The 15984-nt window shown below is 66.2% G+C and carries 13 protein-coding genes; all 13 read right to left on the bottom strand.

Annotation, left to right across the window (positions count from 1 at the left end; genetic code table 11):
• Positions 1-62: 62 nt before the first annotated feature.
• Entirely contained in the window at positions 63-1694 is a 1632-nt protein-coding gene (gene miaB, locus IE92_RS0101195; RefSeq protein WP_051701457.1) for a tRNA (N6-isopentenyl adenosine(37)-C2)-methylthiotransferase MiaB, read from the bottom strand.
• A 185-nt stretch (positions 1695-1879) separates the two neighbouring features.
• Entirely contained in the window at positions 1880-2764 is an 885-nt protein-coding gene (locus IE92_RS18515) for a regulatory protein RecX (protein WP_051701456.1), read from the bottom strand.
• Positions 2765-3329: 565 nt separating this feature from the next.
• Complete coding sequence (recA, locus tag IE92_RS0101180; RefSeq protein ID WP_043321270.1) at positions 3330-4457, bottom strand: recombinase RecA; 1128 nt, start codon at positions 4455-4457, stop codon at positions 3330-3332.
• Between the two features lie 323 nt (positions 4458-4780).
• Positions 4781-5005, bottom strand: a complete 225-nt coding sequence (locus IE92_RS0101175) for a DUF3046 domain-containing protein (protein WP_030143051.1) — start codon at positions 5003-5005, stop codon at positions 4781-4783.
• 132 nt (positions 5006-5137) lie between these two features.
• Positions 5138-5446, bottom strand: a complete 309-nt coding sequence (locus IE92_RS0101170) for a helix-turn-helix domain-containing protein (RefSeq protein ID WP_030143050.1) — start codon at positions 5444-5446, stop codon at positions 5138-5140.
• A gap of 171 nt (positions 5447-5617) precedes the next feature.
• Entirely contained in the window at positions 5618-6190 is a 573-nt protein-coding gene (locus tag IE92_RS0101165) for a CinA family protein (protein ID WP_081863781.1), read from the bottom strand.
• Positions 6187-6771 (bottom strand): CDP-diacylglycerol--glycerol-3-phosphate 3-phosphatidyltransferase, encoded by a 585-nt coding sequence (gene pgsA / locus IE92_RS0101160; RefSeq protein WP_030143048.1) that lies wholly within the window; start codon positions 6769-6771, stop codon positions 6187-6189. Before pgsA ends, IE92_RS0101165 begins: the two co-directional genes overlap by 4 nt.
• A gap of 1 nt (position 6772) precedes the next feature.
• Positions 6773-9754: an FtsK/SpoIIIE family DNA translocase gene (locus IE92_RS0101155; RefSeq protein ID WP_081863780.1), complete on the bottom strand. Its 2982-nt coding sequence runs from the start codon at positions 9752-9754 to the stop codon at positions 6773-6775.
• A 124-nt stretch (positions 9755-9878) separates the two neighbouring features.
• Positions 9879-11120, bottom strand: a complete 1242-nt coding sequence (locus tag IE92_RS0101150) for an ABC transporter permease (protein ID WP_030143046.1) — start codon at positions 11118-11120, stop codon at positions 9879-9881.
• A complete protein-coding gene (locus IE92_RS0101145; RefSeq protein WP_081863779.1) occupies positions 11117-11926 on the bottom strand; it encodes an ABC transporter ATP-binding protein in 810 nt (269 codons plus the stop codon). The genes IE92_RS0101150 and IE92_RS0101145 overlap by 4 nt, the downstream gene beginning before the upstream one ends.
• On the bottom strand, positions 11926-12933 hold the full coding sequence (locus IE92_RS0101140; RefSeq protein ID WP_051701455.1) for an efflux RND transporter periplasmic adaptor subunit: 1008 nt from the start codon (positions 12931-12933) through the stop codon (positions 11926-11928). The genes IE92_RS0101145 and IE92_RS0101140 overlap by 1 nt, the downstream gene beginning before the upstream one ends.
• Before the next feature lie 274 nt (positions 12934-13207).
• Positions 13208-14887 carry a ribonuclease J gene (locus tag IE92_RS0101135; protein ID WP_030143043.1) on the bottom strand — a complete coding sequence of 560 codons (1680 nt, stop codon included), beginning with the start codon at positions 14885-14887 and terminating at the stop codon, positions 13208-13210.
• A gap of 73 nt (positions 14888-14960) precedes the next feature.
• A complete protein-coding gene (gene dapA, locus IE92_RS0101130) occupies positions 14961-15977 on the bottom strand; it encodes a 4-hydroxy-tetrahydrodipicolinate synthase (RefSeq protein WP_370581409.1) in 1017 nt (338 codons plus the stop codon).
• Positions 15978-15984 lie beyond the last annotated feature (7 nt).

The following is a 15984-nucleotide window of genomic DNA, read 5'->3' as shown; positions in this document are numbered from 1 at the left end:
GCTCGTGCTCGCCCCTGATTCCGAGGCCGACGGATACCGTGAACTTTCGGAGATACTCACGCCTATCGCAGGTCGTCGTTGGTGTTGTAGATCGGCACGGTGCTGCTGGTCGAGGCCGCGACCGGCGGCCCCACACGCAGGCTCGGGAACCCGAGGTTTACCGGCCCACCGGCGGACCCCGTCGATCCGGCCCCGGGATCGCTGGGAACCCCGCAGGACTCGGCCTGATCGCGATCCCACGCATCACCCGCGCGGGTGCGACGAATGTTCAGCAGGGTGCCCTCGGGGGCGTCGGCGATCAGGTGGAATGGCGCGGCCTCGGTGACCACCGCGGTCACCACATCGCCCGGACGCGGAATTTCGGAGCCCTCGGGTACCGAGAAGTGCACCAGACGGGAATCTTCGGCGCGGCCGGACATCCGTCGGGTTGCGGCATCCTTCTTGCCCTCACCGGTCGCGACCAGGATACGCACCTCGCGGCCCACCACAGCCTGGTTTTCCTCGAGCGAGATCCGGTCCTGAAGCGCGGCCAGACGCTCGTAGCGGTCCTGCACGATGGCCTTGGGGATCTGGTTCTCCATTTCCCCGGCGGGGGTGCCCGGGCGCACCGAGTACTGGAAGGTGAACGCGGTGGCAAAGCGGGAGGCTTCCACCACACGCAGGGTCTCCTGGAAATCCTCCTCGGTCTCACCGGGGAAACCCACGATGATGTCGGTGGAAATGGCAGCGTGCGGAATCTTCTCGCGTACCTGGTCGAGGATTCCCAGGAACTTCTTGCTGCGGTAGGACCGACGCATGGCCTTGAGGACGGTGTCCGAGCCGGACTGCAGCGGCATGTGCAGCTGCGGCATCACGCTGGGAGTTTCGGCCATCGCATCGATGACATCCTGGGTGAAGGCGGCCGGATGCGGGCTGGTGAAGCGAATGCGCTCAAGCCCCTCGATCTGGCCCGCGGCGCGCAGCAGTTTGCTGAAGGCGAAGCGGTCACCAAACTCAACGCCGTAGCTGTTGACGTTCTGCCCCAGCAGGGTGACCTCGATGGCCCCATCGTCAACCAGCGCCTGGATTTCGGCAAGAATTTCGCCCGGGCGACGATCCTTTTCCTTGCCACGCAGCGCGGGCACGATGCAGAACGTGCAGGTATTGTTGCATCCCACCGAGATCGAGACCCAGCCGCTATAGCTGGAGTCGCGCTTGGTCGGCAGGGTCGAGGGGAAGGTTTCCAGCGATTCGAGAATCTCCAGCTGCGCCTCGTCGTTGTGACGCGCACGCTCCAACAGGTTCGGCAGCGCGCCCATGTTGTGGGTTCCAAACACCACATCGACCCAGGGTGCCTTTTCCAGGATGACGTTTTTGTCCTTCTGCGCGAGGCAGCCACCCACGGCAATCTGCATGCCCTCGTGACGCTTCTTGACCGACGCCAGATGACCCAGGTTGCCATAGAGCTTATTGTCGGCATTTTCCCGAACCGCGCAGGTGTTGATGACCACCACATCGGGTTCTTCACCAGCGGCGAGAACGTATCCGGCGGCCTCCAGCGACCCGCTCAGGCGCTCGGAATCGTGCACGTTCATCTGGCATCCGTAGGTACGTACCTCATAGGTACGCCGACGACCACCGGTACCAACCGCCGCCTCGGAGGGCGTGATGATGGTGGGGGTGCTGACGGGCGAGGAACTCACGGAAGTGCTCATGTGTCCATTCTACGAAACCCGGGCGGCCCGTGTGGTCGCACGACCCACCCGGTGGATAACTCTGGCCTGTGGAGGAAGGCACACAGCTACAGGAAGAACTCCCGCTGGGAGAAGGCAGGCCCGTGGAAGAATGCGGGCCTGTAGAGGAAGGCTGGTCAACACCCAACCTTCCCCCGAAAGCCTCCCTACCGGAAGGTCACGCGTCCGCGGGACCCACGGGTTGCCAGTGCCGCCCGCACGGCTTCGCGCACGATTGATCCGGGGTATCCCCGACGGGCGAGAAAGCCGGTGAGGCGACGTTCGGCGGCGGCATCATCGATCGAGCTCATCTGCCCGACCCGCTTCTTGGCCAGCGCGGTGGCGGCGGAAAGCTCGTCGTCATCGGCAACCTCGGCCAGCGCGTCCTGAATGACCTCGTTTGGGATCTTCCGCTGCGCCATTTCCCGGGCCACCACCTGGCGGGACTTACCCTTTCGATCGTAGAGGGAGTGCTTGAGCTGTTCGGCCAGCACCGCATCATCCAGATAGCCAAGTTCGTCCAGACGTTCGGCCACGGCTTCGGCACCGTCGTTTTCCAGGCCCAGCCGCTCGACCTCGAAAATCACCTCGGCACGGCTCAGCGCAGATCGGGCAAGCCGACGCACAAGGAGTTCTACCGCCTCATCGAAGGTGGGCGGAACAATCTCCTCCTCGGACTCGCCGTCGTCCTCAAAGTCTTCCTCCTCGTCCAGCCCGAACCGGGCGGCGAAGCTGGGAATCTCGGTGTCGGGATACTCCTCGAAGGCCGCCGTATGCGCGGGCGCTACGACCGATGCGGCCGGATCTGCCGGATCGGCGGCGATGGTCTTGCGCGCCCGGGTCGCGAGATCGGAGACGATTGCGCGTACCGCAGGCTTCCCTGTCTCATCCGTGTCCGCCGTTACCGATGCCGCGGTGACAGATGAAGAGGTCGCGTCTTCGGCCACGGCCGAATCTGCTTCGCGAGCGCCCGAGCGTATCGGTGTCGACCGCCGCCTGCCCAGCGAAATCACCGGGGCCAGCGACTCCTCGGTCTCCGCATCATCAGTCACCGCCGTTTCAGTCACTGCCTCGTCAGTCACCGCTGCTTCAGACAGTGGGGCGACGCGGTTCGGCGCGCCCCAGGCCGGGGCGAAGGTCGGGTGAGCCGCGGCCGACGCCGCGGGCTCAGCAGACGTCGAATCCGAAGGCCCCGAATGCGAAGGTGCCGAGTCCGACGGCACCGATTTTGAGGACACCGAATCCAAAGGTGCCGAATCCAAAGGTGCCAAATGCGAACGCTCAAAATCCGAACATTCAGTGGTCGAATACTCCGAATCCGAATGCTCCGCGGGCACCGAGGAGCCTGGAGACTCTCGCGAATCCGATGCCGCGGCGGAGTCCTGGGTCGGTTCGGCCGATGCCGGGATCACACCCCAGGCGGGCGCGAAAGTGGGGGCAAACGCCGACGGAGCCGCGGCCTCTCGCTCCTCGACCGAGGCCTCCCCGCGCGAACGCGAGGAGGGCCAAGGCCCGAGGGAGGATACGCCGGCGGCCCCGCCGAAACGTGAGGGCCCACCATTCTCGGTTTCGGGGCCTTCCGAGGAAGGCCCCTCATCGATGAAGCGGACCATGGGACTAGGCGCCGCGCTTGAGCGCTACCGCCGGTGCCTCGCTCGCCGGGGCGGCGGGCGCGTTCTTGGCGGCGGTCGCCTTGGCCTCGGCCGCGGCCTCGGCGGCGGCAGCATCGGCCTTGGCCTGAGCACCGGCCGCGCCGATGCCGAGCTTTGCCAGCAGCTTGTTCTCGATGTCGGCGGCGATATCGGGGTTGTTGATCAGGAAGTTACGGGCATTTTCCTTACCCTGACCCAGCTGGTCTCCATCGTAGGTGTACCAGGAACCGGACTTCTTGACCAGACCGTGCTCGACACCGAAGTCGATCAGGCTGCCCTCGCGGGAAATACCCACACCGTAGAGGATGTCGAACTCGGCCTGCTTGAAGGGCGGAGCCATCTTGTTCTTGACCACCTTGACGCGGGTACGGTTACCCACGGCGTCCGAACCGTCCTTGAGGGTCTCGATGCGGCGGATGTCGAGGCGAACCGAGGCGTAGAACTTCAGTGCCTTACCACCGGAGGTGGTTTCCGGGCTTCCGAAGAAGACACCGATCTTCTCACGCAGCTGGTTGATGAAGATCGCGGTGGTCTTGGTCTGGTTGAGGCCACCGGTGATCTTTCGCAGCGCCTGCGACATCAGTCGGGCCTGCAGACCCACGTGCGAGTCTCCCATCTCACCCTCGATCTCGGCGCGGGGCACCAGGGCGGCTACGGAGTCGATGACAACCAGGTCGATCGAGCCCGAGCGGATCAGCATGTCGGCGATTTCCAGCGCCTGCTCACCGGTGTCGGGCTGAGAAACCAGCAGCGCGTCGATGTCGACACCCAGCTTCTTGGCGTACTCGGGGTCGAGGGCGTGCTCGGCGTCGATGAAGGCGGCGATGCCGCCCTGGCGCTGAGCGTTGGCGATAGCGTGCAGGGTCAGCGTGGTCTTACCCGAGGACTCCGGGCCGTAGATCTCGATGATGCGGCCGCGGGGCAGACCTCCCACGCCGAGCGCGACGTCCAGAGCAATCGAGCCGGTGGGGATGATTTCTACGGGGGCGCGCTCATCGCTGCCGAGGCGCATAACCGAGCCCTTACCGAACTGGCGGTCAATCTGGGCAAGGGCGGTTTCGAGTGCTTTTTCGCGATCCGTGGGTGAAGCCATGGCCGTCTCTCTTTCGTCTCGGTAGCGGCTGCGCGCTACGTTCGTGGGTGATGCGCCTACATACTGTCCCGAGGCGACATCTGGATGCCGTGTGCCCGCGTGGTGCTGACTTCAGCACCACCGGCACGCCCTCGGTGAACAAGGCTGGAGCGATCTGCTCCGGTTGCTTCGACTCTAGGATCACCCTCCGACACCGGGTCGAGTTGCGGTCCTATTGTGGATAACAATCCGAAGATTTCGTCCTGTGTAGGAGCATACGCCGATCCGAACGAATGTTCGAGATATTGCCCGCGGCGTGTCGAATGAGTTTTCGGATCGTTTACCTAGTCCCGCGGAGCGGGCAGGCGCACGCCATCCCAGCGCTCGCGCGGCACCTCGTTCTCGCGGCACAGCGCCAGCCACACATCGCGCGCGGGAACCCCGGCCGCCAGTGCCTCATCCCCGGTACGCCCATCGAGGGCTCGCAGCGCCAGGTCGCGCATCAGCACGCCGCCGTATCCGGCACCAAACTCGGCGGCAATCGCATGGCGCAGTTCGCTATTCTTCACCCGTTCAGCCTACCCAACTCCCCCGACCCTGCCCCCACACACCTCGGCGCACCCACGGCACAGACCGAGGAGACGATGCCCGACAACGCAAACACCCCGCACGAATTCGTGCGGGGTGTTGTGCCGGCGGGACTAGCGAATCGCGAGTTCGGCTTCGATGTCGGCCGTGAAGCTCTCCGGAATGGTGTCCGGGATCGGCGCGAGGCCCTCGATGATCGCCAGGCGATCACCAACCTCGCGCATGATGACTGAGATGGGGGTGTCGAGCGCGTCGGCTACCGAGGCGAGAATCTCGCTGGAAGCCTCCTTCTGACCACGTTCAACCTCGCTGAGGTAGCCGAGAGCCACGCTGGCCTTGCCCGCAACCTGACGCAGAGTGCGTCCCTTCTGCAGGCGGAAGTCACGAAGAACGTCGCCGATTTCCTGACGTACGAGTACCATTGGGGCCTCCCTTTCTGCCGTGCGACCCCGGATCGATTAACCCGAGGGATGATTTAGATTACTACACCGTTCCCTGGGAAACCCCGGAATCGGTGAGATCTTGCCGCACATTTGTTGACACCGAATATAACCCAGCCCCCCGGGGGTCTATTCCAGGTTATCGGCGAATCTTCAGGAATGGGCGTGTTCCCCGAGAATCCGGGCTTCTTCGAGCACCGCGCGGATCGCCGCACGCACGCTCCACTCGCGAATCTGCGCGCGATCACCGTGGGCGTGCACCGCGATCGAGCGATCACCACGGACGCTACTGATCCCGATAAAGACGGTTCCCACCGGGGTACCGGTCTGCGGATCCGGAGTGGGTCCGGCGACCCCCGTGGTCGAGACACCGATCTGCGCCTCGCCCGCCGCGGTGGTTCCGATTCGCCGGGCCCCGCGGGCCATCTGCTCGGCCACCCGGGGATCCACCGGCCCGAATTCGGCCAGCAGCGCCGCATCCACCCCGAGCACACGGTGCTTGAGCTCGGTGTCATAGGCGACCACTCCCCCGCGCAACACCGCCGAGGCTCCGGGAACGGAGACGATCGAGGCGAGTACCAGCCCGCCGGTCAGCGACTCGGCCACGGCGATGCTAAATCCACAGGCCACGACGTCGGCCAGCTCGGCATCCCGAGACCGAGCGTCCCCATACTCCGCCGCCCGGGCATCGGTCGGCTCCGCCGGAGACGCGGGGTGCCCGGTCATCGGCGGGCGCGTCCGCGAATCTCGGTGATGACGTAGTCGATGCCGCTGGCGATGGTGAGGACCACGGCAATGGTCATCGTGATGATGTTCACCACGTTGACCCAGTCGCCCAGCAGCATCGGGAAGGGCAGCAGGGCCAGCGAGATGGCGACCGCCTGGGCCACGGTCTTGAGCTTGCCCATCCAGGCGGCGGCAACCACGTGGTCGCTGACCACGATCATCCGGTGCACGGTGATCCCGATCTCGCGCACCAGCACGATCACGGTCACCCACACCGGCAGCTCGCCGATGATCGAGAGCGCCACCAGCGCGCCACCGGTGAGGACCTTATCGGCAATCGGATCCAGCAGCTTGCCCAGATCGGTCACCTGACCGGTGCGCCGGGCAATGGCCCCGTCGATGCCGTCGGTCGCGATGGCAAAGATAAACAGTCCCGCAGCCCACCAGCGCAGCGGCCCATCGGCACCGTCATCCGCCAGCACCCACCAGATAAAGAGCGGGGCCAGCAGGATGCGGAACACGGTGATCGCGTTGGGTAGATTCCAGTTGGAGGGCACGGTGGCCGGTGTGGGTGTGGTCATGTCAGTCTCGTCCCGTCAGTCCCCAGGCGTCTTCGCCGTCTTCGTCATCGGCGTTGACCACCGGATACCCCTCGAACTGCTTCTCGACCGGGTCATCCGCGTAGCGGTCATCCACGGCGGGTGCCGCGGCGGTGTGGCTGGGGGCGTCGTCATCCACCGGGCCCGGCAGCGGCAGGCCGGCCGGGGCCGCGCTGGCCGGAGCAGACGGCGCGGTGGGAGCCGCCGGCGCAGCAGTGGCGGCGGGCGGCGGAGTCTCCCCGCGCAGCAGCGCCAGGGTCCCGGGCAGCTGCTCGGCGGTCACCAGGACATCGCGGGCCTTGGATCCCTCGGAGGGCCCCACGATGTCGCGGGACTCCATCAGGTCCATCAGACGCCCGGCCTTGGCGAAGCCCACGCGGAGCTTGCGCTGCAGCATCGAGGTTGAGCCGAACTGGGTGCCGACCACGAGGGTGACGGCCTCGCACAGCAGCTCGAGGTCATCGCCGATGTCCGCGTCGACCTCCTTCTTCTCGATCACGGCCTCGACATCCTTGCGGTAGTCGGGACGCGCCTGGGCGGTGACGTGGTGCACAACCTTTTCGATCTCGTCCTCGTTGACCCAGGCACCCTGGACCCGCAGCGCCTTGGAGGCACCCATCGGCATGAACAGGGCGTCACCCTGGCCGATGAGCTTATCGGCACCGGGCTGGTCGAGGATCACGCGGGAGTCGGTCACCGAGGTTACGGCGAACGCGAGGCGCGAGGGCACGTTGGCCTTGATCAGACCGGTCACCACGTCCACCGAGGGACGCTGGGTGGCCAGCACCAGGTGGATACCCGATGCGCGTGCCAGCTGGGTGATCCGCACGATCGAGTCCTCCACGTCGCGCGGGGCCACCATCATCAGGTCGGCGAGCTCGTCCACGACCACCAGAAGATACGGGTAGGGCTTGAGCACACGCTCGGAACCGGCGGGCAGCACGATCTCGCCGCCCAGGACCGCACGGTTGAAGTCGTCGATGTGGCGGAAGCCGAAGCTTGCCAGATCGTCGTAGCGCATGTCCATTTCCTTGACGACCCACTGCAGCGCCTCGGCGGCCTTCTTGGCATTGGTGATGATCGGGGTGATCAGGTGCGGGATGCCCGCATAGGGCGCAAGCTCCACGCGCTTGGGGTCGATCAGGACCATCCGGACCTCCTGCGGCGTCGCGCGCATCAGGAGGCTGGTGATCATCGAGTTCACAAACGAGGACTTACCCGAACCGGTGGATCCGGCCACCAGCAGGTGGGGCATCTTGGCGAGGTTCGCCACGACAAACCCACCGCCGACATCCTTGCCCACGCCGATGGTCATCGGGTGGGTGGCCTTGACGTTCACCGGGGAGCGCAGCACGTCGCCGAGGGAGACGATCTCGCGGTCGGTGTTGGGGATCTCCACACCGATCGCCGACTTACCGGGAATCGGGGCGAGGATGCGCACCTCGTTGGAGGCCACCGCATAGGCGATGTTGTTTTGCAGCGCGGTGATCCGCTCAACCTTGACGCCGGGACCCACCTCGATCTCGTACTGGGTCACCGTCGGGCCACGGCTAAAGCCGGTGACCTTGGCATCCACCTTGAACTGGGCGAACACCTCGGTGATCGCCGCGACGATCGCGTCGTTGGCGGCCGAGCGCGCCTTGGGCGGGGTTCCCGCCGAGAGGGACTGAGCCGAGGGCAGCTGATAGGGACCGCTCTGGACATCGGGGATGCCGCCACGGGCGAGCTCTCCGGTGTCCGAACCGTCGCGCAGCGCCACCGAGGTGAGGTCCGGCAGGATTTCGGTCTGGTCGGTGGCGTCGTCCTCCCGCAGCCCGCTCGAGGCCCCGGCGGCGGCGTAGCCGTCCAGGGCGGCCTCGGCGGCGGCCAGGTGGGCGATGGCCTCGGTCTGGCCGGCGGTGTTGTCGGGGACCGGAGCCACAACCTCGGGCTCCAGCGCGCTGTCAAAGCCACCGCGGGTGGTGCCACCCAGTAGCTCGGTGAGGGCGTCGGAATCGGACGGGGCCGTGGTCTCGGGGGCCTCCTCGCGCTTGGAGGAGTTGCGACGCCACCAGGGCAGCATGTTGGGATCGGCGATCGGATCGTCCTCGATGTCCGAGTCGCCGGCAGCTGCGGCCGAAGCCGTCGCGGCGTCGGCCTTCGCGCGCGGCTCGGTGTGCACATCGGCACCAAACAGCCAGCCGTAGAGTTCCTTGAGGCGCGCACCGATGCGGTTCGGCGGGGTCTTGGTGATGATCAGCAGGCTGAGCGCCAGGACCAGCGAGAGCACGATACCCGAGCCGATCGGGGTGAGCAGGAAGGTCAGCGGACCACCGATCATCCAGCCGATCAGGCCACCGGCCGCCGCCAGGGCGGGCAGGCCCTGGCTGGGATCGGGCAGAGAGGAGAAGGTGTGGCAGAGCCCGGTCACGGAGATCAGCGCGATGGACAGGCCGATCCCGATACGTCCGTTATCGTGCACCGAGCTGGGATTGCGGAACAGCCACAGCGCCAGCAGGATCAGGATCACCGGCATCGCGAAGGCCACCTGGCCCACCAGTCCGCCAAAGCTCCAGGCGTTGAGGTTCTGGGCCACCGGGTTGTTCACGCCGAACCAGACCACCGCGGCACCGATCACCGCGAGCAAGAAGAACAGGAACGGCACGCCGTCGCGGCGCTCCTCGGGCTCCAGCTTTTCGCTGCCGAAGGCGCGGAAGGCACCGCCGACCACGTGGGCGAGCGCCATCCAGGCCACCGCAATCGGGTTGCGTGAGGACTCGGTGGGGAATGCCACGGTCGGGGTTTGCGCGGTCTTGGACGCGCGCGAGGACGCGACCTTGGTGGTCGCGGTCGCGGGTTTTGCCGCGGCACCCTTGCCAGATTTGGCCGAGGCGCCGGCGGTGGTGCGCGCACCACCGCTCCGCGCGGTGGCCGACGTGGTGGTCGACTTCTTGCGCGGTCCGGTGGGTGTGGAACGGGTAGCCATGTTCTCTACGGTACTGCGCCCCACCGATTTTTTCCGGGATTGACGCGGAAATCCGCGGAATCACGCGGCGTTTCTTGCCTGGTGATCCCGCGGATTTCTGCGATCGCGATGCTCGGTACGAACGCTAGTACCGCAGGGCGTCGATGACCTTGACCCGGGTCGCGATAATCGCCGGGATGAGGCCGGCCAGCGCCCCCACAATCGTCGCCGCGACCATGCCGGTCACCGCGGCCCCCACCGGGAAGGCCGGGGCACCGGTACCCACCGCTCCGCCGGTGAAGATCCCGTAAACGGCGGGGATGCGCATGATCAGGATCGCGATCATCACCCCGACAAATCCGGCAACCACCGTGGCGACCACACTCTCCATCATGACCGAGAAGAACACCCGACCGGTGCTCGCCCCGAAGGAACGGCGCACACCGATCTCGCGCACCCGCTGGCGCACCGAGACGATCGCGATGTTGACCAGACCCAGGGCACCGAGGGTGAGAATGATCGCGCCGATCCCGAGCGAGAGCAGGCGGAAGATGACCGTGGGATCCTGGCTGGGATCCATCCCGCCCTGGTTGTTGTTATAGACCTCGACGAGGAACCCGTCCCCCAGCGCTCCGGCGATGGACTGTTTGATGCGCTTGCCCAGTTCGTCCCCGATGTCCTGCGGAACCCACATCTGGTAGCGGGTGCCGCTGGCCGCCGTCAGCACATCCTTCTCGGGTGCCACCTGACGGAATGAGGCCGTGAGGATCTTCGCCTCGGGCGGCATCCCCTCATAGATCGGCCCGTCATAGACGCCGATGATCACCAGGCGCGCGTTGCCGAGGCCGGGGCTGACGATCGTGGGGTGGGTGCGCAGGTCTGGGGACCCCAGCATCTCGTACATATTGCGGCTCACCACCAGGGCCGGTGCCAATCGCTCGCTGTCTCCGGGGGCGAACCAGGTCCCCTCCAGCATGCGCAGGTGGCGCATCACCGCGTACGGCTGGTCCACAAGCTGCAGCTGCACATCCTGGGCGCCGTCGCTGAATCGCATCCGCGCGGAGGCGTTGCTATCACGGGTGGCGTGGGTGATGTCCGAGCGCTTCATCACGTCAAACCAGGCGCTCTCCAACCGCTCGACGTGGTCGATACGGGGCTCGTCCGTGGGCGATGCGGTGAGATCCAGGGTGGTGGGGCGTCCGGTATAGGTTTCCATCTGCTCGACCACCGTGCGCTCGGCGATGTCGGCAAACGCCATCGATACAGTGAGCGCGGTGACCGCCGCGGCCACCCCGACGAGGGAGAGCAGCACGCGCCCACGATGGACCCGCACCTCCTGGGCGGCATCGGAAAAGGCACCGACGATGCCGGCGAAGAAGCCGTTCATGCGGTGGCCTCCGGCGTCGTGGGGTTCAGCGGGGCCGCGGTGCCCGCCGGAGTCGCCGGGTTCAGAGGAGCCGCGGTGCCCGCCGGAGCCGCGGGCAGTGCCGATGCGGCCGCGACGGGAACCAGGGTCTCGGAGGTCAGGACCCCATGGTCCAGCCGGAAATGGCGGTCACTTCGGGCGGCGATCGCCGAGTCATGGGTGATCGTGACCAGCGCGGCACCGTCCTCGTGCACGATCTCATCCATCAGCGCCATCACGCTGTTCCCGGTTTCCAGGTCCAGGGCGCCGGTGGGCTCATCGGCAAGGATCAGTCGCGGACGGCGGACCAGGGCGCGGGCGATCGCCACGCGCTGCTGCTCACCACCGGACAGGCTGCCGGGCAAGGACGCGAGGCGGTGCCCCAGTCCCACCCGCTCGAGCATCTCGGTGGCGATGCGGGTGCGACGCCAAAACTCACGCCCGTGCGAGTACATCAGCGGCATCAGCACGTTTTCCAGGGCCGTTCGTCCCTCCAGCAGGTTGAACTGCTGAAACACGAAACCCACGTTGTTGCCCCGCAGCCGGTCACGGCGACGCTGAGAGAGGCGGGATACATCCTGCCCGTCAAAGTGCAGGGTACCGGTGGTGGGGTTGTCCAGCAGGCCCAGGATGTTGAGCAGGGTGGACTTGCCCGATCCCGAACGCCCCACGATCGATACCCGCTCCCCCGAGCTCACGCTCAGGCTCACGTCGTGCAGGATGGGCAGGATGGTGTCATCGGGCAGGCGCACCGCTCGGGTGACCCGCTCCAGGTGCAGGAGGCTCACTATCCCTCCTGGGAGGTCGAGCAGGCGATGCTGCCGTCGGGCTGCTCAAAGCAGTCCTCGCCGGCACCGCCGCCGGGGTTGGTGGGATCCTCCACCGGGATGAACTCCAGCACGCTGTCGCCCTCGGCGAGGCCCTCGGTGATCTGCACCTGTCGGCCGTCGTTGAGGCCCAGCTTGACCTCGCGCTTTTCCTGGGTTCCGTCGGCGGTTACCACCCAGACGGTTCCGCCCTGAGAGCTGCCCTTGACCGCGGTAACCGGCAGCAGCAGGGCGTTCTCGGCCGACCCGCCGGGCAGCATCAGCTTGCCGCCCAGGCCCGCGAACACGCGCACGTCTCCGGGGACCGCGCAGCGCACGGTCGGGCCGCTGGGGGCCGCGCCGGAACCCGGGTTCTCGGGGGTGCTGGACTGACCCTCCAGCGGGGTGATGATGCGCAGAGCGGTGCAGGTGAACTCATCGGGACCACCGGTCACCGAGACCCGCGCCTCGGTGGGCTCCTCGGTCAGCCGGAATCGCTGCGCGGGATCGATGGTCGCGGTCACCGAGAACGAGTCGGGTGCCACCTGGGCGACCGGGTCGCCGATGGCCACTGACTGACCCACCACCATCGGCAGCGAGCTCACGATACCGGCGGCCGGTGCGGTGACCTGGGCGGTGCGGTACTTGGGTGCGGGCGTCGTGGTGGTGGTGTTACCCTCGGCGTCGGTGCGGACGATCGGCTCCTGCTCGATCTCCTTTCGCACCGTGGCGATGACCGCCCCGGCGGCCACCTTGGCCCCCTCCTTGACGTGCAGCTCGGAAATCTCTCCGGCCAGGGTTCCGCGGGCGGGAACCGCGGGGTCGGCCACGACGGTGGCCGACAGCTCGATCTGGTTGGCGATATTACCGGTGCTCACACTGACAACCCGGTCATCAATGTTGCCGGTCGGAGCGATCGCCTCACGCCGGGTATCTTGATCGGGGAAAAATGCGATCTTCACCAGGGCGATAGCAATCGCCGCAAACACTACAATTCTTAGGCTCGGAAAAATCCAACGACGCCAGACCCCCACGGGTACTCCTCAAAAAATAGGCCCCGGATGTGAGCGGGGCGATGGCCAGGCGCATATGACACTGCCGGATTTCCCCCTGGCATACCTGGTGTTTCCTCTTGAAACTAGCAGTGTGCGGCATGAGGTGCCCTGCGCCGCGCGGAGGATCACGACCCCCCAAATCACGTCACGGGCGGGTGCTCTCCGTGGAGAACACCCGCCCGTGACGAGATAACTGTTGCGATGTTGCCTAGCCGGCGTCGACCACCAGCGGCACAATCATCGGCCGGCGACGCAGCGAGGTGGCGACCCAGCGCCCGGTCGTGCGGCGCACGATCTGGCTCAGGGCGTGCGTGTCGCGGGTGCCGTTGGAGAGGGCGTCGTTGAGGGCCTGAACCAGCTTGGGACGCACCTTGTCGAAGACTCGGGGGTCCTCGGCGAATCCGCGAGCGGAGATCTGCGGTCCGGAAAGGATCTTTCCGTTCTTCAGGTCCACGGCCACCACGATGGAGATGAAGCCCTCCTCGCCGAGTACGCGGCGGTCGTGCAGGTCGTCCTCGGTGATCTCGCCGACGGTCTTACCATCCACGTAAACAAACTTGAGATCGAGCTGTCCGACCACCCGGGCGACACCGTCGCGCAGGTCCACAACCGTGCCATCCTCACCGAGGATGGTGTTCTTCTCGGGTACACCGGTCTGGTTAGCCAGCTTGCCGTTGGCAAACAGGTGACGGTGCTCACCGTGAACGGGCAGCACGTTCTTGGGCTTCAGGATGTTGTAGCAGTACAGCAGCTCACCGGCCGAGGCGTGGCCCGAGACGTGCACGCGGGCGTTGCCCTTGTGGACGACGTTGGCGCCGAGCTTGGTCAGCCCATCGATGATGCGGTAGACGGCGTTCTCGTTACCCGGGATCAGGCTCGAGGCCAGGATCACGGTGTCGCCCTCGCGCGGCTCGACCTGGTGATCGCGGTTGACCATGCGGCTGAGCACGGCCATCGGCTCGCCCTGCGAACCGGTGGACATGAAGACGATCTTGTTGTCGGGCACGCCGGCGGTCTTCTTGAAGTCGATCAGCACGCCATCCGGCACCTTGAGGTACCCGAGCTCGGCGGCGATGGTCATGTTGCGCACCATCGAGCGACCCAGCAGCGCGACGCGACGGCCGTTCTGGTGGGCGGCATCCAGGACCTGCTGCACGCGGTGCACATGGCTCGAGAACGATGCCACCACTACCTTGCCGGGGGTCTTGGCCATGACCGAGGCGAGGACCGGGCCGATCTCGCGCTCGGGCGAGGTGAAGCCGGGAACCTCGGCGTTGGTGGAGTCGGGCAGGAACAGGTCCACACCCTCCTCGCCCAGACGCGCGAAGGCACGCAGGTCGGTGATCCGGCCATCCAGCGGCAGCTGGTCCATCTTGAAGTCACCGGTCACCAGGACGTTACCGGCCACGGTGCGGATGAACACCGCGAGGGCGTCGGGGATCGAGTGGTTCACCGCGACGAATTCCAGGCCGAACGGACCCAGCTTCTCGGTCTCGCCCTCCTTGACGGTCAGGGTGTAGGGCTTGATCCGGTGTTCCTTGAGCTTCGCCTCAACCAGGGCGAGGGTCAGGCCGGAGCCGATCAGCGGGATGTCCTGACGCAGACGCAGCAGGTAGGGGACGGCACCGATGTGGTCCTCGTGGCCGTGAGTGAGCACAACGCCCACCACGTCCTGAAGACGGTCCTTGATCGGGCCAAAATCGGGCAGGATGACGTCGACGCCGGGCTGGTGCTCCTCGGGGAAGAGCACGCCACAGTCGACGATCAGCAGCTTGCCATCGATTTCGAAGGTGGTCATGTTGCGACCGACCTCACCGAGTCCGCCGATGGGGGTGACCCGCAGGGTCCCCTTCTTGAGCTTCGGCGGGGTGTAGGCGGTTACGGGCATACGCCCTCCTTATCGGGCAGCGGTGTTATTCCGCGGCCATGTTGTGTATTGCGATGCAGTGCAGCTTGGCGAACTAGCGCGTCGTGCCGTGCACCTTCGGGAGTGCGCCACCGGCCGCAGCATTACGGTCGGGGCGGAAGTTGCTCAGGTCGACACCGGGAATGGTGCCCACCAGAGCGAGGTCGTCTTCAATCTTGGCTGCCTCGAAGTCTTCGGGGCCCACCAGGGGCAGGCGGACGCGGGCGCTGTCGATGCGTCCGAGTCCCTGCAGGATGTACTTGGCCGCAACGGTGCCGGGCACGTGGGTCATCACGGCGCGCACGAGCGGTTCGAGGCTCTTGTGTGCGGCGGTTGCGGTGGCCAGGTCGCCGGCGTTGACGGCATCGACGATCTGACGGTAGGGGGTGGCGGCGATGTTGGCGGTCACGCCGATCAGGCCCGAGGCGCCGATCGAGAGGTGCGGGAGCGCGTTGGCGTCGTCGCCGGAGAAGTAGAGCAGGTCGGTCTGGTTGAGCACGCGGCTGACCTCGGAGAAGTCGCCCTTAGCATCCTTGACGGCGAGGATGTTGGGGTGCTTGGCCGCCCGCAGAATGGTGTCGTAGGTGATCTGGATGCCGGTACGGCCGGGAATGTCGTACAGGATGACCGGGAGGTCGGTGGCGTCGGCGATCATCCGGAAGTGGGTGAGCACACCGGCCTGGGTGGGCTTGTTGTAGTACGGGGTCACGATCATGACGCCGTCGGCGCCGGCCTTCTCGCTGGCCTTGTACAGCTCGATCGCGTGGGCGGTCTCGTTGGAGCCACCACCGGTGATGATCTTGGCGCGGCCGTTCGAGACCGAGCGGGCAACCTCCACCAGGCGCAGCTTCTCGGCGTCGGTCAGGGTCGAGGTCTCCCCCGTGGTGCCGGTGACCACGATGCCGTCGGCACCCGCGGTGATCACATCGTCGATGTGCTTTTCGACACCGGGCCAGTCCACCTCACCGTCTGCGGTGAACGGAGTGACGAGCGCGACGAGGACCTGACCGAAGGGGTTTTCAACGTTAGACACCCCTCCAGAGTACCGGCAACTGGGTGCCGTGCGCACCATTGGCGAC

The sequence above is a fragment of the Mycetocola saprophilus genome, assembly GCF_000718085.1.
In the GTDB taxonomy this organism is placed as follows: Bacteria; Actinomycetota; Actinomycetes; order Actinomycetales; family Microbacteriaceae; genus Mycetocola; species Mycetocola saprophilus.
This window is presented reverse-complemented; position numbering and strand designations above follow the sequence as displayed.

Excerpts from the sequence above, each read along its gene's own strand:
- IE92_RS0101150 (WP_030143046.1), bottom strand. The coding sequence starts at position 11,120 with ATGAACGGCTTCTTCGCCGGCATCGTCGGTGCCTTTTCCGATGCCGCC.
- IE92_RS0101155 (WP_081863780.1), bottom strand. The coding sequence starts at position 9,754 with ATGGCTACCCGTTCCACACCCACCGGACCGCGCAAGAAGTCGACCACC.
- miaB (WP_051701457.1), bottom strand. The coding sequence starts at position 1,694 with ATGAGCACTTCCGTGAGTTCCTCGCCCGTCAGCACCCCCACCATCATC.
- IE92_RS0101135 (WP_030143043.1), bottom strand. The coding sequence starts at position 14,887 with ATGCCCGTAACCGCCTACACCCCGCCGAAGCTCAAGAAGGGGACCCTG.
- IE92_RS0101170 (WP_030143050.1), bottom strand. The coding sequence starts at position 5,446 with ATGGTACTCGTACGTCAGGAAATCGGCGACGTTCTTCGTGACTTCCGC.
- IE92_RS0101165 (WP_081863781.1), bottom strand. The coding sequence starts at position 6,190 with ATGACCGGGCACCCCGCGTCTCCGGCGGAGCCGACCGATGCCCGGGCG.
- pgsA (WP_030143048.1), bottom strand. The coding sequence starts at position 6,771 with ATGACCACACCCACACCGGCCACCGTGCCCTCCAACTGGAATCTACCC.
- recA (WP_043321270.1), bottom strand. The coding sequence starts at position 4,457 with ATGGCTTCACCCACGGATCGCGAAAAAGCACTCGAAACCGCCCTTGCC.
- dapA (WP_370581409.1), bottom strand. The coding sequence starts at position 15,977 with ATGGTGCGCACGGCACCCAGTTGCCGGTACTCTGGAGGGGTGTCTAAC.